Annotated in this window: 12 protein-coding genes; 5 read left to right on the top strand and 7 right to left on the bottom strand. The window is 69.0% G+C overall.

The window, feature by feature from the left end; translation table 11 throughout:
* Positions 1-134 precede the first annotated feature (134 nt).
* The 3 genes from WS61_RS32245 to WS61_RS32235 all read right to left on the bottom strand — a co-directional run bounded on the left by WS61_RS32245 (position 135) and on the right by WS61_RS32235 (position 3,280).
* Positions 135-1,487, bottom strand: coding sequence for a D-tagatose-bisphosphate aldolase, class II, non-catalytic subunit (locus tag WS61_RS32245; RefSeq protein ID WP_059506723.1), 1,353 nt, complete (start codon positions 1,485-1,487; stop codon positions 135-137).
* Positions 1,475-2,431, bottom strand: a complete 957-nt coding sequence (locus tag WS61_RS32240) for a sugar kinase (protein ID WP_059506720.1) — start codon at positions 2,429-2,431, stop codon at positions 1,475-1,477. Before WS61_RS32240 ends, WS61_RS32245 begins: the two co-directional genes overlap by 13 nt.
* A 72-nt stretch (positions 2,432-2,503) precedes the next feature.
* Positions 2,504-3,280 (bottom strand): L-iditol 2-dehydrogenase, encoded by a 777-nt coding sequence (locus tag WS61_RS32235; RefSeq protein ID WP_059506719.1) that lies wholly within the window; start codon positions 3,278-3,280, stop codon positions 2,504-2,506.
* Positions 3,281-3,621: 341 nt separating this feature from the next.
* On the opposite strand from WS61_RS32235, the gene WS61_RS32230 reads away from it, so the two are divergent.
* Genes WS61_RS32230 through WS61_RS32215 form a run of 4 tightly spaced genes read left to right on the top strand, consistent with a single transcriptional unit; the run spans position 3,622 to position 6,721 of the window.
* Complete coding sequence (locus WS61_RS32230) at positions 3,622-4,083, top strand: Fur family transcriptional regulator (RefSeq protein ID WP_027785279.1); 462 nt, start codon at positions 3,622-3,624, stop codon at positions 4,081-4,083.
* A 46-nt stretch (positions 4,084-4,129) separates the two neighbouring features.
* Positions 4,130-5,041, top strand: coding sequence for a metal ABC transporter solute-binding protein (locus tag WS61_RS32225; protein ID WP_059506717.1), 912 nt, complete (start codon positions 4,130-4,132; stop codon positions 5,039-5,041).
* Between the two features lie 17 nt (positions 5,042-5,058).
* Positions 5,059-5,946, top strand: a complete 888-nt coding sequence (locus WS61_RS32220; RefSeq protein WP_059506715.1) for an ABC transporter ATP-binding protein — start codon at positions 5,059-5,061, stop codon at positions 5,944-5,946.
* Positions 5,939-6,721 carry a metal ABC transporter permease gene (locus tag WS61_RS32215; protein ID WP_059506725.1) on the top strand — a complete coding sequence of 261 codons (783 nt, stop codon included), beginning with the start codon at positions 5,939-5,941 and terminating at the stop codon, positions 6,719-6,721. The genes WS61_RS32220 and WS61_RS32215 overlap by 8 nt, the downstream gene beginning before the upstream one ends.
* Positions 6,722-6,832: 111 nt before the next feature.
* Here the strand turns inward: WS61_RS32215 and fghA are convergent, their stop codons facing one another.
* The 3 genes from fghA to WS61_RS32200 all read right to left on the bottom strand — a co-directional run bounded on the left by fghA (position 6,833) and on the right by WS61_RS32200 (position 10,468).
* Positions 6,833-7,681, bottom strand: coding sequence for an S-formylglutathione hydrolase (fghA, locus tag WS61_RS32210; protein WP_059506713.1), 849 nt, complete (start codon positions 7,679-7,681; stop codon positions 6,833-6,835).
* Positions 7,682-7,697: 16 nt separating this feature from the next.
* The gene (locus tag WS61_RS32205) at positions 7,698-8,804 is read right to left on the bottom strand and encodes an S-(hydroxymethyl)glutathione dehydrogenase/class III alcohol dehydrogenase (protein ID WP_034208263.1); all 1,107 of its coding nucleotides are present in this window, start codon (positions 8,802-8,804) and stop codon (positions 7,698-7,700) included.
* 212 nt (positions 8,805-9,016) lie between these two features.
* Positions 9,017-10,468, bottom strand: coding sequence for a xylulokinase (locus tag WS61_RS32200; RefSeq protein WP_059506711.1), 1,452 nt, complete (start codon positions 10,466-10,468; stop codon positions 9,017-9,019).
* 438 nt (positions 10,469-10,906) lie between these two features.
* Here WS61_RS32200 and WS61_RS32195 point away from each other — a divergent pair, with 438 nt between their 5' ends.
* The gene (locus WS61_RS32195; RefSeq protein ID WP_059506709.1) at positions 10,907-12,283 is read left to right on the top strand and encodes a nucleobase:cation symporter-2 family protein; all 1,377 of its coding nucleotides are present in this window, start codon (positions 10,907-10,909) and stop codon (positions 12,281-12,283) included.
* Positions 12,284-12,692: 409 nt separating this feature from the next.
* Here WS61_RS32195 and WS61_RS32190 read toward each other — a convergent pair.
* Positions 12,693-13,697 (bottom strand): efflux transporter outer membrane subunit (locus WS61_RS32190; protein ID WP_059506708.1); only part of this gene is annotated, 1,005 nt, incomplete at its 5' end.

The following is a 13,697-nucleotide window of genomic DNA, read 5'->3' as shown; positions in this document are numbered from 1 at the left end:
CATCGCTCGCACTGGCGAGCGTTGGCAGCCGGATTTCAATTGCGCATGACATGGGCTGTCTCAAGATGGTTGCTGTGATTGTTCGAAATGTCGTCGGTCTTGCGTCGGTGTTGCATCGTTTCCTTCGCGGCCCGTCATGCCGGCCGCTGCATGCCGCACGCGCGCGCATAGTGCGCGATCACGTCGCGTATCCGGTGGCGCACCCATGCGCGCGGCGCCTTCGCGAGGCCGCCCGCGCGGCATGCCGCATAAACGTCCGGCAGCCACTGCGCGACGAGCGTCTCCGGCACCGGCTGCCGCGCGAGGTTGTCGAACAGTTGCTCGACCGCGGCCGCGACGGCCGGCTGCAGCCAGTAATAGCGGATGCGGTCGCTGTAGCTGAACTGGCGCGCGAGCCGCTGCGCGGTCTCGTCGCCGCGGTAGTACGGCGCCCAGTGCTCGGGCTGCGCGCGCATCGCCGCATCGACGACGTCGCGCAACCGCGAGCGCTGCGCGACGTCGTCGATCAGCGCGTCCTCGATGAACGTCAGCGCGAACAGCGCCTCGCGCAGCGCGAACGTCAGCGCGGGGCCGACCTTCAGCACCGCGAAGTGGTCGCGCACCAGCGCGGCGAGCGCGGCCTCGGTCTGGTAATCGGTCGAATGCGCTTCGAACACGAGGCGCGGCGTCTGCAGGATACTCGCGCCCAATGACGCTGCCTTGGCGCTGTCGTAGTCGAGCACGTGGCGATCGTCGAAGTCCACGCCCGGCTGCGCGACGATCGCGACGACGCGCGTCCACGCGTCGTCGAGCCCGGCCGCCGAGAACGCGCGGCGGTGCGCGTCGAGCGTCGCCGCGACGCTGTCGCTGCGCGTGACCGCGATCCGCGCGATCGCGTCGTCGCTCGCCTCGTCGCTCACCTCGCCGCCCGGCGTCGGCACCTCGGTGCCGATCACGTAGACGGGCGCGACGCCGGCGCGCGCCGCCGCGTCTTCCGCGACGCGGCACAGCTCGGCCGCACGCGCGGCGATCGTGCGATCGTCGAGCCGCGCCGGATCGTCCGCGCACGCCATGCTCGCATCGAGATGGATCTTCTCGAACCCGGCTTCGACATACGCGGCGACCATCGCCCCGGCCTCGCGCATCGCGTCGGCCGCGCGGCGATGCCGCCACGGGTTGGGGCCGAGATGGTCGCCGCCGAGCACGAGCGCCGACGGCGCGAGCCCGCAGCGCGCGGCGATCGCATCGACGTCGCGGCGAAAATCGGCAGGCGTCATGCCCGTATAGCCGCCGAGATGGTTCACTTGATTGCAGGTCGCCTCGATCAGCAGCGGCGAGCCGTCGGTACGCGCGGTTTCGCACGCGGCCTCCAGCACGAGCCGGTGCGCGCTGCAGATCGAATAGATGCCGCGCTGCGCGTCCGCGCGGTTCGCGTCGAAGATCATCCGCAGCACGGTGTCCGCGTGCGCAGTGCGCGTGCGCTCGGCAACGGTCGTCAGGCCGGACATGCGATACCTCGTTCGGTCAGGAAACGGTCGATCTCGGCCGCGCTGCTGTTGCCTTCCATCGGGCCGCGCCGCGTGACCGCGATCGCGCCCGCCGCGTTCGCGCGGCGCAACGCGACATCGATCGGCAGGCCCGCGACGAGGCTCGCGACCAGCGTGCCGCCGAAACAGTCGCCGGCACCGGTCGGATCGACTTCGTCGACCGGGAACGCCGGCGCCTGCGCCCGGTGCGCGCGATCGAACGCGACGCTGCCTTGCGCGCCGCGTTTGAGCACGACGCGCTCGAGCAGCGGATGCGTCGCGAGCAGGCCCGCGATCGCGCGCTCGGCCGGCTGCGGCCCGCAGAAGAACGGCAGGTCGACTTCGCTCGGCAGGAACAGGTGGCACGCGGCGAGCATCTCGTCGAGCGCCGCGCGCATCGGCCGAAAACTCAGCATCTCGGGCCGCACGTTCGGATCGAACGACACCTTCGCGCCGGCGCGCGCGGCCTCGATCACGCCGCGCTGCACCGCCGCGATCGCCGATTCGCTCGTCAGCGACGAGCCCATCACGTGGAAATAGCGGCAGCCGTCGAACATCGCGGTGTCGACGTCGGACGCATCCACGCACGCAGCCGCACTGGTCGACAACGTGAAGACGAAACTGCGCGAGCCGTCGTCGCGATACGCAACGAACGCGGTGCCGGTCGGACGGGCGACGCGGCGGATGCGCGCGACGTCGACGCCGTCGCGTGCGAGCCGCGCGACGATCGCGTCGCCGAACGCGTCGCGTCCGACGCAGCCCGCATACGCGACGCGCGCGCCGAGCCGGGCGGCCTGATCGGCGAAGATCGCCGGCGCGCCGCTCGGGAACGGTCCGGCGAACAGGCCCGGCGTATCGAAGCCCTGGCCGCGCTCGGCGGCGACGAATTCGGCCAGCAGCTCGCCGGCGACGACGATCTCGGCCATCAGGCGTGTCCTCGTGCGGCGGCGGCCGCGTGCAGCGAATCCGCCCGGGTTGCGCATGCGAGCGGCGGCATGTCAGCTCATCCAGTTGCCGCCGTCGACGTTCAACGTCTGGGCGGTGATGTAGTCGGCGTCGGACGACGCGAGGAACAGCGCGGCGCCCGTCAGGTCGCCCGGCACGCCCATGCGGCCGAGCGGCACGGCTTCGCCCACGAGCCGCTTCTTCTCGCCGAGCGGCCGGTTCTCGTAACGCGCGAACAGCGCATCGACCTGCTCCCACATCGGCGTGTCGACGACGCCCGGCGCGATGCCGTTCACGTTGATCCGGTGCGGCGCGAGCGCGAGCGCGGCCGACTGCGTATAGCTGATCACCGCGGCCTTGGTCGCGCAGTAGTGCGACACGAGCGCCTCGCCGCGACGGCCGGCCTGCGACGACATGTTGACGATCTTGCCGCCGCGCCCCTGCTCGACCATTCGCTGCGCGACGGCCTGCATCAGGAAGAACAGCCCTTTCACGTTGACCGAGAACAGCCGGTCGAACACGTCCCACGATTCGTCGAGGATCGGGCGCATGTCGAACAGCGCCGCGTTGTTGAACAGGATGTCGACGCCGCCGAAGCGCTCGACCGCCGTCGCGACGATCCGCGCGATGTCGTCGCGGCGCGTGACGTCGGCCGTGACGGCCACCGCGCGGCCGGGGCTGGCCTCGATCAGCCGTGCGAGCGAGCCGCTCGCAGGCTTCAGGTCCACCAGCACGCAGCGCGCGCCCTCGTCCAGATAGCGTTGTGCGACCGCCTCGCCGATGCCGCTTGCGGCGCCCGTCAGGATCGCGACCTTGTCTGCCAGTCTCACTGGTTGTCTCCGGTTCGTTCTGTTGCACGACGGTCGCGAAGTGAGCGAACGCTCGCGAACCGATCAATTGCTCTGTTGGTGATCGAATGATCGGATACGCGATACGCGCTGTCAAGACGACATGACGGCTTTCTATGACGCGCTGCGGCACGGCCGCGCCCGGCGATGCCCCGCCGCGCCCACACGGCAAGGGCGCGCGGCGCACGGTGCGGCGCAGTGGCGTTGACGGTGAAGGGGACGCAGCGACGCGGGAAGCAAGGGCGGGAAACGGAATTCGCGCTGCATGGCGCGGCGATACGTTATATCATCGCTGTACTTTGTTTCAGCGCCTGCTTCATGCCATGGCTACCTCATCGTCCATTGACGCCCGGCTGTCCCGGGCCGACGCATTCGCCGCCGAGCACGGGCTCGCGTGGACGCCGCTGCGCCGCCAGGTCTACGAACGCGTGCTGGCCGCGCAGCGCCCGATCGGCGCGTACGACCTGCTCGCGGAACTCGAACCGCAACGCGGCCGCGTGCCGCCGACGACCGTCTATCGCGCGCTGGATTTCCTCGTCGAGCACGGCTTCATCCACCGGATCGAATCGAAGAACGCGTTCTTCGCATGCTGCGAGATCGGCGTGCCGCACGAAGGCCAGTTCCTGATCTGCGATGCGTGCGGCGACACCGTCGAGATTCCCGGCGGCGACCTCGCGAAGCAGTTGTCCGCGAGCGGGCCCGCGCACGGTTTCGAAGTCCACCACCAAGTCGTCGAGCTGAGCGGCCTGTGCGGGCACTGCAAGCGCAAGCCCGCACAACGCTGACGCCGACTCGCGCGGCGCACGCGCCACCCTTCCAACGAGGAGTTCCATGTCCATTGCCCTGAAGCGCGCGCCGCGGCGCGCCCTGTCGCCTGTCCGCTGGCTGGCCGCCGCCGTCGCCGCGCTGTCGTTCGCCGCGCCCGTGCTTGCGCAGGCCGCGACCGTCAACGTCGTCGCCGCCGAGAATTTCTACGGCGACGTCGCCTCGCAGATCGGCGGCCATCACGTCGCGGTCACGAGCATCCTCAGCAATCCCGACCAGGATCCGCACCTGTTCGAAGCGAGCCCGAAGACCGCCCGCGCGCTCCAGCACGCGCAGGTCGTGATCTACAACGGCGCGAACTACGATCCGTGGATGGCCAAGCTGCTCGGCGCGTCGAAGCAGGCGAAGCGCGCGACGATCGTCGTCGCCGATCTCGTCGGCAAGAAGGCCGGCGACAACCCGCACCTGTGGTACGACCCGGCGACGATGCCCGTGGCCGCACGCGCGATCGCGGCCGAGCTCGGCCGCGCCGACCCGGCGAACAAGGCCGAGTACGACGCGAACCTGCAGAAGTTCGTCGCGTCGCTGAAGCCCGTCGACGACAAGGTCGCCGCGCTGCGCGCGAAGTACAAGGGCGTGCCCGTGACGGCCACCGAGCCCGTGTTCGGCTACATGTCGGACGCGATAGGCCTCGACATGCGCAACCAGCGCTTCCAGCTCGCGACGATGAACGACACCGAGGCGAGCGCGCAGGACGTCGCCGCGTTCGAGGGCGACCTGCGCAAGAAGCAGGTGCGCGTGCTGATCTACAACAGCCAGGCCGAAGAGCCGATGACCAAGCGCATGCTGAAAGTCGCGCGCGACGGCGGCGTGCCGACCGTCAGCGTCACCGAGACGCTGCCGGCCGGCAAGACCTTCCAGCAATGGATGGCCGGCCAGCTCGACGCGCTCGGCAACGCGCTTTCGGCCGGCAAGTAACGGACGACCGTAACGACATGACCGTCACTCCCCACGCCCTCGCCGTCGATCGCGTCACGCTCGAACTGGGCGGCCGCACGATCCTGCGCGACGTGAGTTTCTCGATCGAGCCCGGCGAATTCGTCGGCGTGCTCGGGCCGAACGGTGCGGGCAAGACGACGCTGATGCGCGCGGTGCTCGGCCTCATCCCCGTGTCGGCCGGCACGCTGTCGGTCGGCGGCGTGCCGGTCGTGCGCGGCAACGCGTCGATCGGCTACATGCCGCAGATCAGGAGCGGCCTCGCGAACCGCCGGATGCGCGGCTACGACTTCGTCGCGATGGCCGCCGACGGCCACCGCTGGGGCCTGCCGCACACGAACGCGGCCACGCGCCGCGACGTCGATCGCGTGCTCGACCTCGTCGGCGGCTCGTCGCTCGCGCGCCGGCCGCTGTCCGAACTGTCGGGCGGCGAACGGCAGCGGCTGCTGCTCGCGCAATGCCTGCTCGGCAACCCGAAGCTGCTGCTGCTCGACGAGCCGCTGATCAGCCTCGATCCGAACCACCAGCGCGGCGTCGTCGAACTCGTGCGCAACGTGCAGCGAGAGCTCGGCATCACCGTGCTGTTCTCCGCGCACGAACTGAATCCGCTGCTGAACGCGCTCGACCGCGTGCTGTATCTCGGCAACGGCGTCGCGGCGCTCGGCACCGTCGACGAGGTGATCACGAAGCCCGTGCTGTCGCGGCTCTACGGATCGCCGATCGACGTGATGCGCGTGAACGGCAAGATCTTCGTGATGTCGGGCGACGTCGAGATCGAGAAGCACGATCACGAACACGAGGACGACGATCATTCGCACGGCGGTGGCGGCGGACACGGCCATCATCACCATGGACACGCCCATCCCGGGCATTCGCACGATGTTTGAATACGACTTCATGATCAACGCCTTCGCGGCGTCCGGAATCGTCGCGGTGCTCGCGGGCATCGTCGGCTATTTCCTGGTGCTGCGCGGGCAGACCTTCGCCGGCCACGCGCTGTCGCACGTCGGCTTCACCGGCGCGACGGGCGCGGTGCTGCTCGGCCTCTCGCCGATCTGGGGGATGGTCGGCTTCACGCTCGCGGCCGGGATCGGGATGGGCGCGCTCGGCGAGCGGCTCGCGGGCCGCGACGTCGCGATCGGCGTGATCCTGTCCGGCGCGCTCGGCTTCGGCCTGCTGTTCCTGCACTTCTACACGTCGTTCGCGACGCAGGTCACCGCGCTGCTGTTCGGCAACGTGCTCGCGGTCAGCCGCGACACCCTCGCGGTGCTCGCGGGCATCGGCGCGGTGAGCCTCGCCGCGCTCGCGCTGATCGCGCGGCCGCTGTTGTTCGCGTCGCTGCAGCCCGAGCTGGCCGAAGCCAAGGGCGTGTCGCTGCGCACGGTGTCGATGCTGTTCCTCGCGGTGTGCGCGCTCGCGGTGGCCGCGGCGACGCAGATCGTCGGCGTGCTGCTCGTGTTCACGCTGCTGGTCGGGCCGGCGGCGGCCGCGCAGAACCTGTCGACGCGCCTGTCGACGGGCGTGCTGCTCGCCGCGCTGTTCGCGCTGTTCGAAGCGTGGGCCGGCATCGTCCTCGCCTATCACACCGACTGGCCGACGAGCTTCTGGATCACCGCGCTGTCGGCGCTCGTGTACGGCGCGAGCCTGTTGCGGCGCAACTGATCGCGGCCCGGCGGTCGCCGCCCGATGCCAATGAAAACGCCGGCGTGCCCGAAGGGGCAGCGCCGGCGTTCTTTCATGCGAACCGGATGCGTGACCTGCTTGCGCCGATACTCACCGCACCAGCACGCGCGCGTGATGCGCGAGATGATCCGCGATGAACGTCGAGATGAAGTAGTAACCGTGGTCGTAGCCCGGATGGCGGCGCAGCGTCAGCGGCTGGCCGGCCTTCGCGCACGCGGCTTCGAACACGTCGGGGTTCAGCTGGTTCGCGAGGAACTGATCGGCCAGCCCCTGGTCGACCAGGATACCTTCCGCGAACTTCGGCGCATCGGCGCGCGCGACCAGCTCGCTCGCGTCGTGCGCCTTCCACGCTTCGCGATCGGCGCCGAGGTAGCCCGAGAACGCCTTCTCGCCCCACGGGCAGCGCGTCGGCGCGGCGATCGGCGCGAACGCCGACACCGACCGGTACAGGCCCGGATGACGCAACGCGAGCGTCAGCGCACCGTGGCCGCCCATCGAGTGGCCGAAGATCCCGAGCCGCGCGCCGTCGATCGGCAGCTCGGCCGCGACGAGCTCGCGCAGCTCGCCCGTCACGTACGACTCCATCCGGTAATGCGTCGACCACGGCGCTTCGGTCGCATCGACGTAGAAGCCCGCGCCGACACCGAAGTCCCATGCATCGGTCTCGCCCGGCACGCCCGCGCCGCGCGGGCTCGTGTCGGGCATCACGAGTGCGATGCCGTGCTGCGCCGCGTATTGCTGCGCGCCGGCCTTGATCGCGAACGTCTCGTCGGTGCACGTGAGCCCCGCGAGATAGAACAGCGCCGGCACGCGCCCGTGCGTGGCCTGCGGCGGCAGGTACACCGAGAACTTCATCGGCAGGCCGACGGCCGCCGAATCGTGACGGTAGAAACGCTGCTCGCCGCCGTGGCACGCATGCGAGGAAACGAGTTCGAGCATGGCGGTATGCCCCCGGTCAGTACAGCACGACCGAGCGGATCGACTCGCCGGCCTTCATCAGGTCGAAGCCTTCGTTGATCCGCTCGAGCGGCAGCGTGTGCGTGATCAGGTCGTCGATGTTGATCTTGCCTTCCATGTACCAGTCGACGATCTTCGGCACGTCGGTACGACCGCGCGCGCCGCCGAACGCCGAGCCCTTCCATTCGCGGCCCGTCACCAGCTGGAACGGACGCGTGCCGATTTCCTCGCCAGCCGCGGCCACGCCGATGATGAACGACTGGCCCCAGCCCTTGTGCGTGCACTCGAGCGCCTGGCGCATCAGCTTCACGTTGCCGACGCATTCGAACGAGTAGTCGGCGCCGCCGTCGGTCAACTGCACGATGTGGTCGACGACGTTCTCGACTTCGTTCGGGTTGATGAAGTGCGTCATCCCGAACTTCTTCGCGAGCTCGACGCGCTTCGGGTTGATGTCGACGCCGATGATCTTGTCCGCACCGACCATCTTCGCGCCCTGGATCACGTTCAGGCCGATCCCGCCGAGGCCGAACACGACGACGTTCGCGCCGGCCTCGACCTTCGCCGAGTACACGACCGCACCGACGCCCGTCGTCACGCCGCAGCCGATGTAGCAGATCTTGTCGAACGGCGCGTCCTCGCGCACCTTCGCGACCGCGATCTCCGGCACGACGATGTAGTTCGAGAACGTCGACGTGCCCATGTAGTGGAACAGCGGCTTGCCGTCGAGCGAGAAGCGCGACGTCGCGTCCGGCATCAGGCCCTTGCCCTGCGTCGCGCGGATCTTCTGGCACAGGTTGGTCTTGCGCGACAGGCAGAACTTGCACTCGCGGCATTCGGGCGTGTAGAGCGGAATCACGTGGTCGCCCTTTCTCACGGTGCCGACGCCGGGGCCGACGTCGACCACCACGCCCGCGCCTTCATGGCCGAGGATCGCCGGGAAGATCCCTTCCGGATCGGCGCCCGACAGCGTGTAGTAATCGGTGTGGCAGATGCCCGTCGCCTTCACTTCGATCAGCACTTCGCCGGCGCGCGGCCCTTCGAGATCGACTTCCTCGATCGTCAGCGGCGCACCCGCCTTCCATGCAATCGCGGCTTTCGTTTTCATCGTGTCACTCCTGTATGTCTGTGAGATCGGCCCGAGCCGGCGTGCGGCGCCTGCAGGGGTTCGTGCAAATCGGTCGAAGCCGTGCCGCGCGGCACGGCACAAGAATCTCGTGCTCGCCATGATGGCTGCTCCCGCCGCGCATCGCGTGCGGGAAACGGTCGCCGGCTTGCCAGGATGCGTCATCGCTGACGCAAAAGAACAAGTGCCCGAGTTTAAACGCCCGTCGTGAACCATGCATCCGTGCGCGCGTACAGATCGACGAAGCGCGCGTGGCGCGCAGCCAGCAGGCGGTCGTCGTGCGGCGCGGCAACCGGCGACGCGCTCGGCGCCAGCGTGTGCAACGCATCCTCGCGCCAATGCCCGATCGCGACGCCCGCGAGCAGCGCGGCGCCGCGCGTCGCGGCGTTCGGGCAATCGATCGCCTGCAGCGATGCACCGAGCGCGTCGGCGAGCAACTGGCGCCAGCGCGGATCGACCGAGCCGCCGCCCGCGAGGCGCAGCGTCGTCACCGCGTCGCCGCGGTCGGCATCGCGGATCGCATCGAGCCCCGCGCGCAACGCGAACCCGACGCCTTCGAACGCGGCGCGCATCATCGCCCCGCGCGTATCGCCGAGCCCGAGGCCGAGCCAGCCGCCGCGCGCATCGGGGTTCATCCACGGCGAACGCTCGCCGGTCAGGTACGGCAGGAAGCACAGCCGTTCGGACGCCGGCTGCGCGAACGCGTCGTCATACGCATCGGCCCAGCGCGCGTAGCCGAGCCAGCCGCGCACGGCTTCGAGCGCGAGCCCGACGTTCTGCATCGCCGCCATCGTGTAATAGCCGCCGCCCGCCGCCGCACGATAGCGATGCAAGCCGCGCCGCGCGGGCGGCAGCGCATCAGCGAGCACGACGATCTGCCCGCCGCTGCCGGTCGTCAGCAGCGCATCGCCTGCCGCGGCCAGCCCGCTGCCGAGCGCCGCGCACGCGGTGTCGGCCGCGCCCGTCGCCAACGGCACGCCGGCTGGCAGGCCGAGCGCGGCGGCGGCCTGCGCGCAGAGCACGCCGCAGCGCGCGGTGGACGCACGAACCGGCGCGAAGCGGTCGGCCGGCAGGCCGAGCGCGTCGATCAACGCGATATCCCACGCACCGTCGGGCGTCGCGAGCGCGGTGGCGCACGCGTCGCTCGGATCGGCCGCCACGTCGCCGCCGAGTGCGATGCGCAGCCAGTCCTTCGGCTGCACGGCCCAGCGCGCGGCACGCAGCGCATCGGGTGCGTGCGTCGCCAGCCAGCGCAACAGCGGGCCCGCCATGCCGGGCGCGACGGGATTCGGTGCGACGGGCGATCCGGACGCCGGCCAGCCGGCCGCCTCCGCCTCGCGCGCCGCGCGCGTGTCGGGCCACAGCAGCGCGGGTCGCACCGGCTGGCCGGCCGCGTCGATCAGCACGACACCATGCATCTGGCCCGAAAAACCGATCGCCGCCACCTGCGCACGCTCGTCGGCCGGCAGCCGCGCGGCCGCGCGCACGAGCGCCTGCCACCACGTGTCGGGCGCGATTTCCGCCCAGCCGGGCTGCGGCGACGACAACCCATAAGGTTCGCTCGCCACCGCCCGCTCGACGCCGTTGGCATCGAGCGTGACGAGTTTGACGGAGCCGGTGCCGAGGTCGATTCCGAGCAGGCGCATGACGTGAAGGGGGAGTCGTATGAACGGGTATCGATGATAACGGGATCGCGACGCGCCCCGGTTTTGGCCGCCGCTTCGGCGCATCGAAAGTGCGGTCGGGTCGCGGCGTTCCACCGGGCTGCACCTTGCACGCGAAAGCGGCCGTTCGCGGGTTAACCCGGCGCGATTTCCGCACCCCGCTTTTTGCCACTATGCGGGCTGCCCGATACACACCATAAAGCGACCCATATTTGACATGGGGGCCGGCGCTATTTTGAAGCGCTATAAAACCGGTACACCTCACTCCCGCGGCAGTTTCCCGATGATCGATCCCCTGCTCCATGCCGAAATGGCATATCGAACCAGCAAAGAGCGGAATAGAACCCAGTGCTCTTGTTGCATGGACACATTCCGAATAACTTCGTATCACCCCGAAAACAAGATCATGGAGTGAGACAGATGCAATCGAACACGGTCCATCCGTGCGATGAGGTGCTGCCGACCGGCAAGCTGGTAACGCTTGGCCTGCAGCACGTCCTCGTCATGTACGCCGGCGCCGTCGCCGTGCCGCTTATCGTCGGCGCCGCGCTCAAGCTGCCGAAAGACCAGATCGCGTTCCTGATCAGCGCCGATCTGTTTTCGTGCGGCATCGCCACGCTGATCCAGACGCTCGGCCTGTGGATCTTCGGCATCCGCCTGCCCGTCATCATGGGCTGCACGTTCGCGGCGGTCGGCCCGATGATCGCGATCGGCACGAACCCCGGCCTCGGCATTCTCGACATCTTCGGCTCGACCATCGCCGCCGGCATCATCGGCATCGTGCTCGCGCCGATGATCGGCAAGCTGTTGCGGTTCTTCCCGCCCGTGGTCGTCGGTACGGTGATCGCCGTGATCGGGCTGTCGCTGATGGAAGTGGGCATCAACTGGGCGGCCGGCGGCGTCGGCAACCCCGAGTACGGCAGCCCGGTCTATCTCGGCCTGTCGCTGCTCGTGCTCACGCTGATCCTGCTGATCAACAAGTTCGGCCGCGGCTTCATCGCGAACATCTCGGTGCTGCTCGGCATCGTCGCCGGCTTCGTGATCGCGTTCGCGATCGGCCGCGTGAACACCGACGGCGTGGCGCATGCGCCGTGGGTCGGCTTCGTGATGCCGTTCCACTTCGGCCTGCCGCACTTCGATCCGCTGTCGATCGTGACGATGGTCACGGTGATGTTCGTCACGTTCATCGAATCGACCGGCATGTTCCTCGCGGTCGGCGACATGGTCGATCGCCCGGTCAACCAGGAGCGCCTCGTGCGCGGCCTGCGCGTCGACGGCCTCGGCACGCTGATCGGCGGCATCTTCAACTCGTTCCCGCATACGTCGTTCTCGCAGAACGTCGGCCTGATCGGCGTGACGGGCGTGAAGAGCCGCTTCGTGTGTGCGACGGGCGGCGTGATCCTCGTGCTGCTCGGCCTGTTCCCGAAGATGGCGCAGGTCGTCGCGTCGGTGCCGCCGTTCGTGCTCGGCGGCGCGGGCATCGTGATGTTCGGGATGGTCGCCGCGAACGGCATCAAGGTGCTGTCGAAGGTCGACTTCGTGAACAACTCGCACAACCTGTTCATCGTCGCCGTGAGCGTCGGCATGGGCCTCGTGCCGGTCGTGTCGCCGCACTTCTTCTCGAAGCTGCCGCCGGCGCTCGCGCCGATCCTGCACAGCGGCATCCTGCTCGCATCGGCCACGGCCGTGATCCTGAACATCGTGTTCAACGGCGTGAAAGGCGAAAAGGATGCACGCTGCGAGATTCGGCGCGCCGGACACGACTTCGACGGGCGTCCCGCCGACGCGCACCACTGATCGCGCCGCGCCGGACGACGGCGCGAAGCGGTAACGACGAACGCCACGGCATGCCGTGGCGTTTTTGTTTCGGGGTGCAGAACCCGACACGGTGCCGGGCGATCGCGCTTCACGCGGGCAGGCAGTTCGCCGGGTGCACTATGCGCCATGCCGACTGACGGTGTGATCGACGTGATCGACGTGATCGATGCGATCGACGTGATCGGTGTGATGGCGCGATCGGTGTGATTGCACGAACGCAATGCGACGCGACGCGACGCACGCATCGTCACGACATCGACGCCCTTCTTTCCGCACGATTCGCCGGCGCAAAAGAAAACGCCGCGGACTTTCGTCCGCGGCGTTTTCTTTTTCGCATACAGCCGCTTCGAAGCGAGGCGCGGCATACCGCGCCCGCCCTTCTCCGTGCTTACCCGTTCGTCGCCGTTGCCGACGCTGGCGCCGGAGCGGCCGCCTTGTCGTAATCGACCGGCGCATCCGGCGCGCGCGGCGCTTCGCCCGCGCGCTGGATCCAGCCGCCGCCGAGTGCGCGGTACAGGTCGACTAGGTTCGTCCAGCGTGCCAGACGCGCGCTGATCAGCGACTGCTGCGCCGAGTACAGATCCGTCTGCGCGGTCAGCACCGACAGGTAGCTGTCCACACCGTTCTTGTAGCGCAGGTCCGACAGATCGAAGCGACGCTGCTGCGCGTGCTCGTTGCGCTCGAGCGCCGCGATCTGCTGGTCGTACGTGCCGCGTGCGGCCAGCCCGTCCGACACTTCGCGGAATGCCGACTGAATCGCCTTCTCGTAGTTCGCGATCTCGATGCGCTTCTGCACGTTCGCGAGATCGAGATTGGCGATGTTCGAGCCACCCTCGAAGATCGGCAGCGCGATGTTCGGCGCGAACGACCACGCCGCCGTGCCGGCCTTGAACAGGCCGCCCAGCGTCGGGCTCGCGGTGCCGAACGCGGCCGTCAGCGAGATCTTCGGGAAGAACGCCGCGCGGGCCGCGCCGATGTTCGCGTTCGCGGCCAGCAGCGTCTGCTCGGCCTGCATCACGTCCGGACGACGCGTGAGCAGATCCGACGGCAGCCCGGCCGGCACGTCCGTCAGCAGGTTCTGCGCATCGAGCGGCAGGCCCGCCGGCAGATCGTCCGGCAGCGGCTCGCCGATCAGCAGCACCAACGCGTTCAGCGCCTGCGCGCGGGCACGGGCCTGCGCCTGCTGGTTCGCGAGCGCCGTCTCGACGACCGTCTGCGCCTGACGCAGCTCGAGCTCGGAACCCGTGCCGTTGTCGAACTGCAGCTTGGTCAGGTCGTACGACGCCTGCGCGGTCTTCAGCGTGTCTTCCGTGACCTTCAGCAGATCGTCGGTCGACAGCAGCGTCAGGTATTGATCCGCCACCTGCGACACCAGCGAGATCTCCGACGCCTG

The sequence above is a fragment of the Burkholderia sp. ABCPW 11 genome (assembly GCF_001523445.1).
Lineage (GTDB): Bacteria > Pseudomonadota > Gammaproteobacteria > Burkholderiales > Burkholderiaceae > Burkholderia.
Note: the sequence above shows the minus strand (reverse complement) of the source record. Positions and strands in the feature narration are given on the sequence as shown.

Bases quoted from the DNA above. Each gene is read 5' to 3' on its own strand.
- WS61_RS32240 (WP_059506720.1), bottom strand. From the start codon at position 2,431: ATGGCCGAGATCGTCGTCGCCGGCGAGCTGCTGGCCGAATTCGTCGCC.
- fghA (WP_059506713.1), bottom strand. From the start codon at position 7,681: ATGCTCGAACTCGTTTCCTCGCATGCGTGCCACGGCGGCGAGCAGCGT.
- WS61_RS32230 (WP_027785279.1), top strand. From the start codon at position 3,622: ATGGCTACCTCATCGTCCATTGACGCCCGGCTGTCCCGGGCCGACGCA.
- WS61_RS32215 (WP_059506725.1), top strand. From the start codon at position 5,939: ATGTTTGAATACGACTTCATGATCAACGCCTTCGCGGCGTCCGGAATC.
- WS61_RS32245 (WP_059506723.1), bottom strand. From the start codon at position 1,487: ATGTCCGGCCTGACGACCGTTGCCGAGCGCACGCGCACTGCGCACGCG.
- WS61_RS32195 (WP_059506709.1), top strand. From the start codon at position 10,907: ATGCAATCGAACACGGTCCATCCGTGCGATGAGGTGCTGCCGACCGGC.
- WS61_RS32225 (WP_059506717.1), top strand. From the start codon at position 4,130: ATGTCCATTGCCCTGAAGCGCGCGCCGCGGCGCGCCCTGTCGCCTGTC.
- WS61_RS32200 (WP_059506711.1), bottom strand. From the start codon at position 10,468: ATGCGCCTGCTCGGAATCGACCTCGGCACCGGCTCCGTCAAACTCGTC.
- WS61_RS32220 (WP_059506715.1), top strand. From the start codon at position 5,059: ATGACCGTCACTCCCCACGCCCTCGCCGTCGATCGCGTCACGCTCGAA.
- WS61_RS32205 (WP_034208263.1), bottom strand. From the start codon at position 8,804: ATGAAAACGAAAGCCGCGATTGCATGGAAGGCGGGTGCGCCGCTGACG.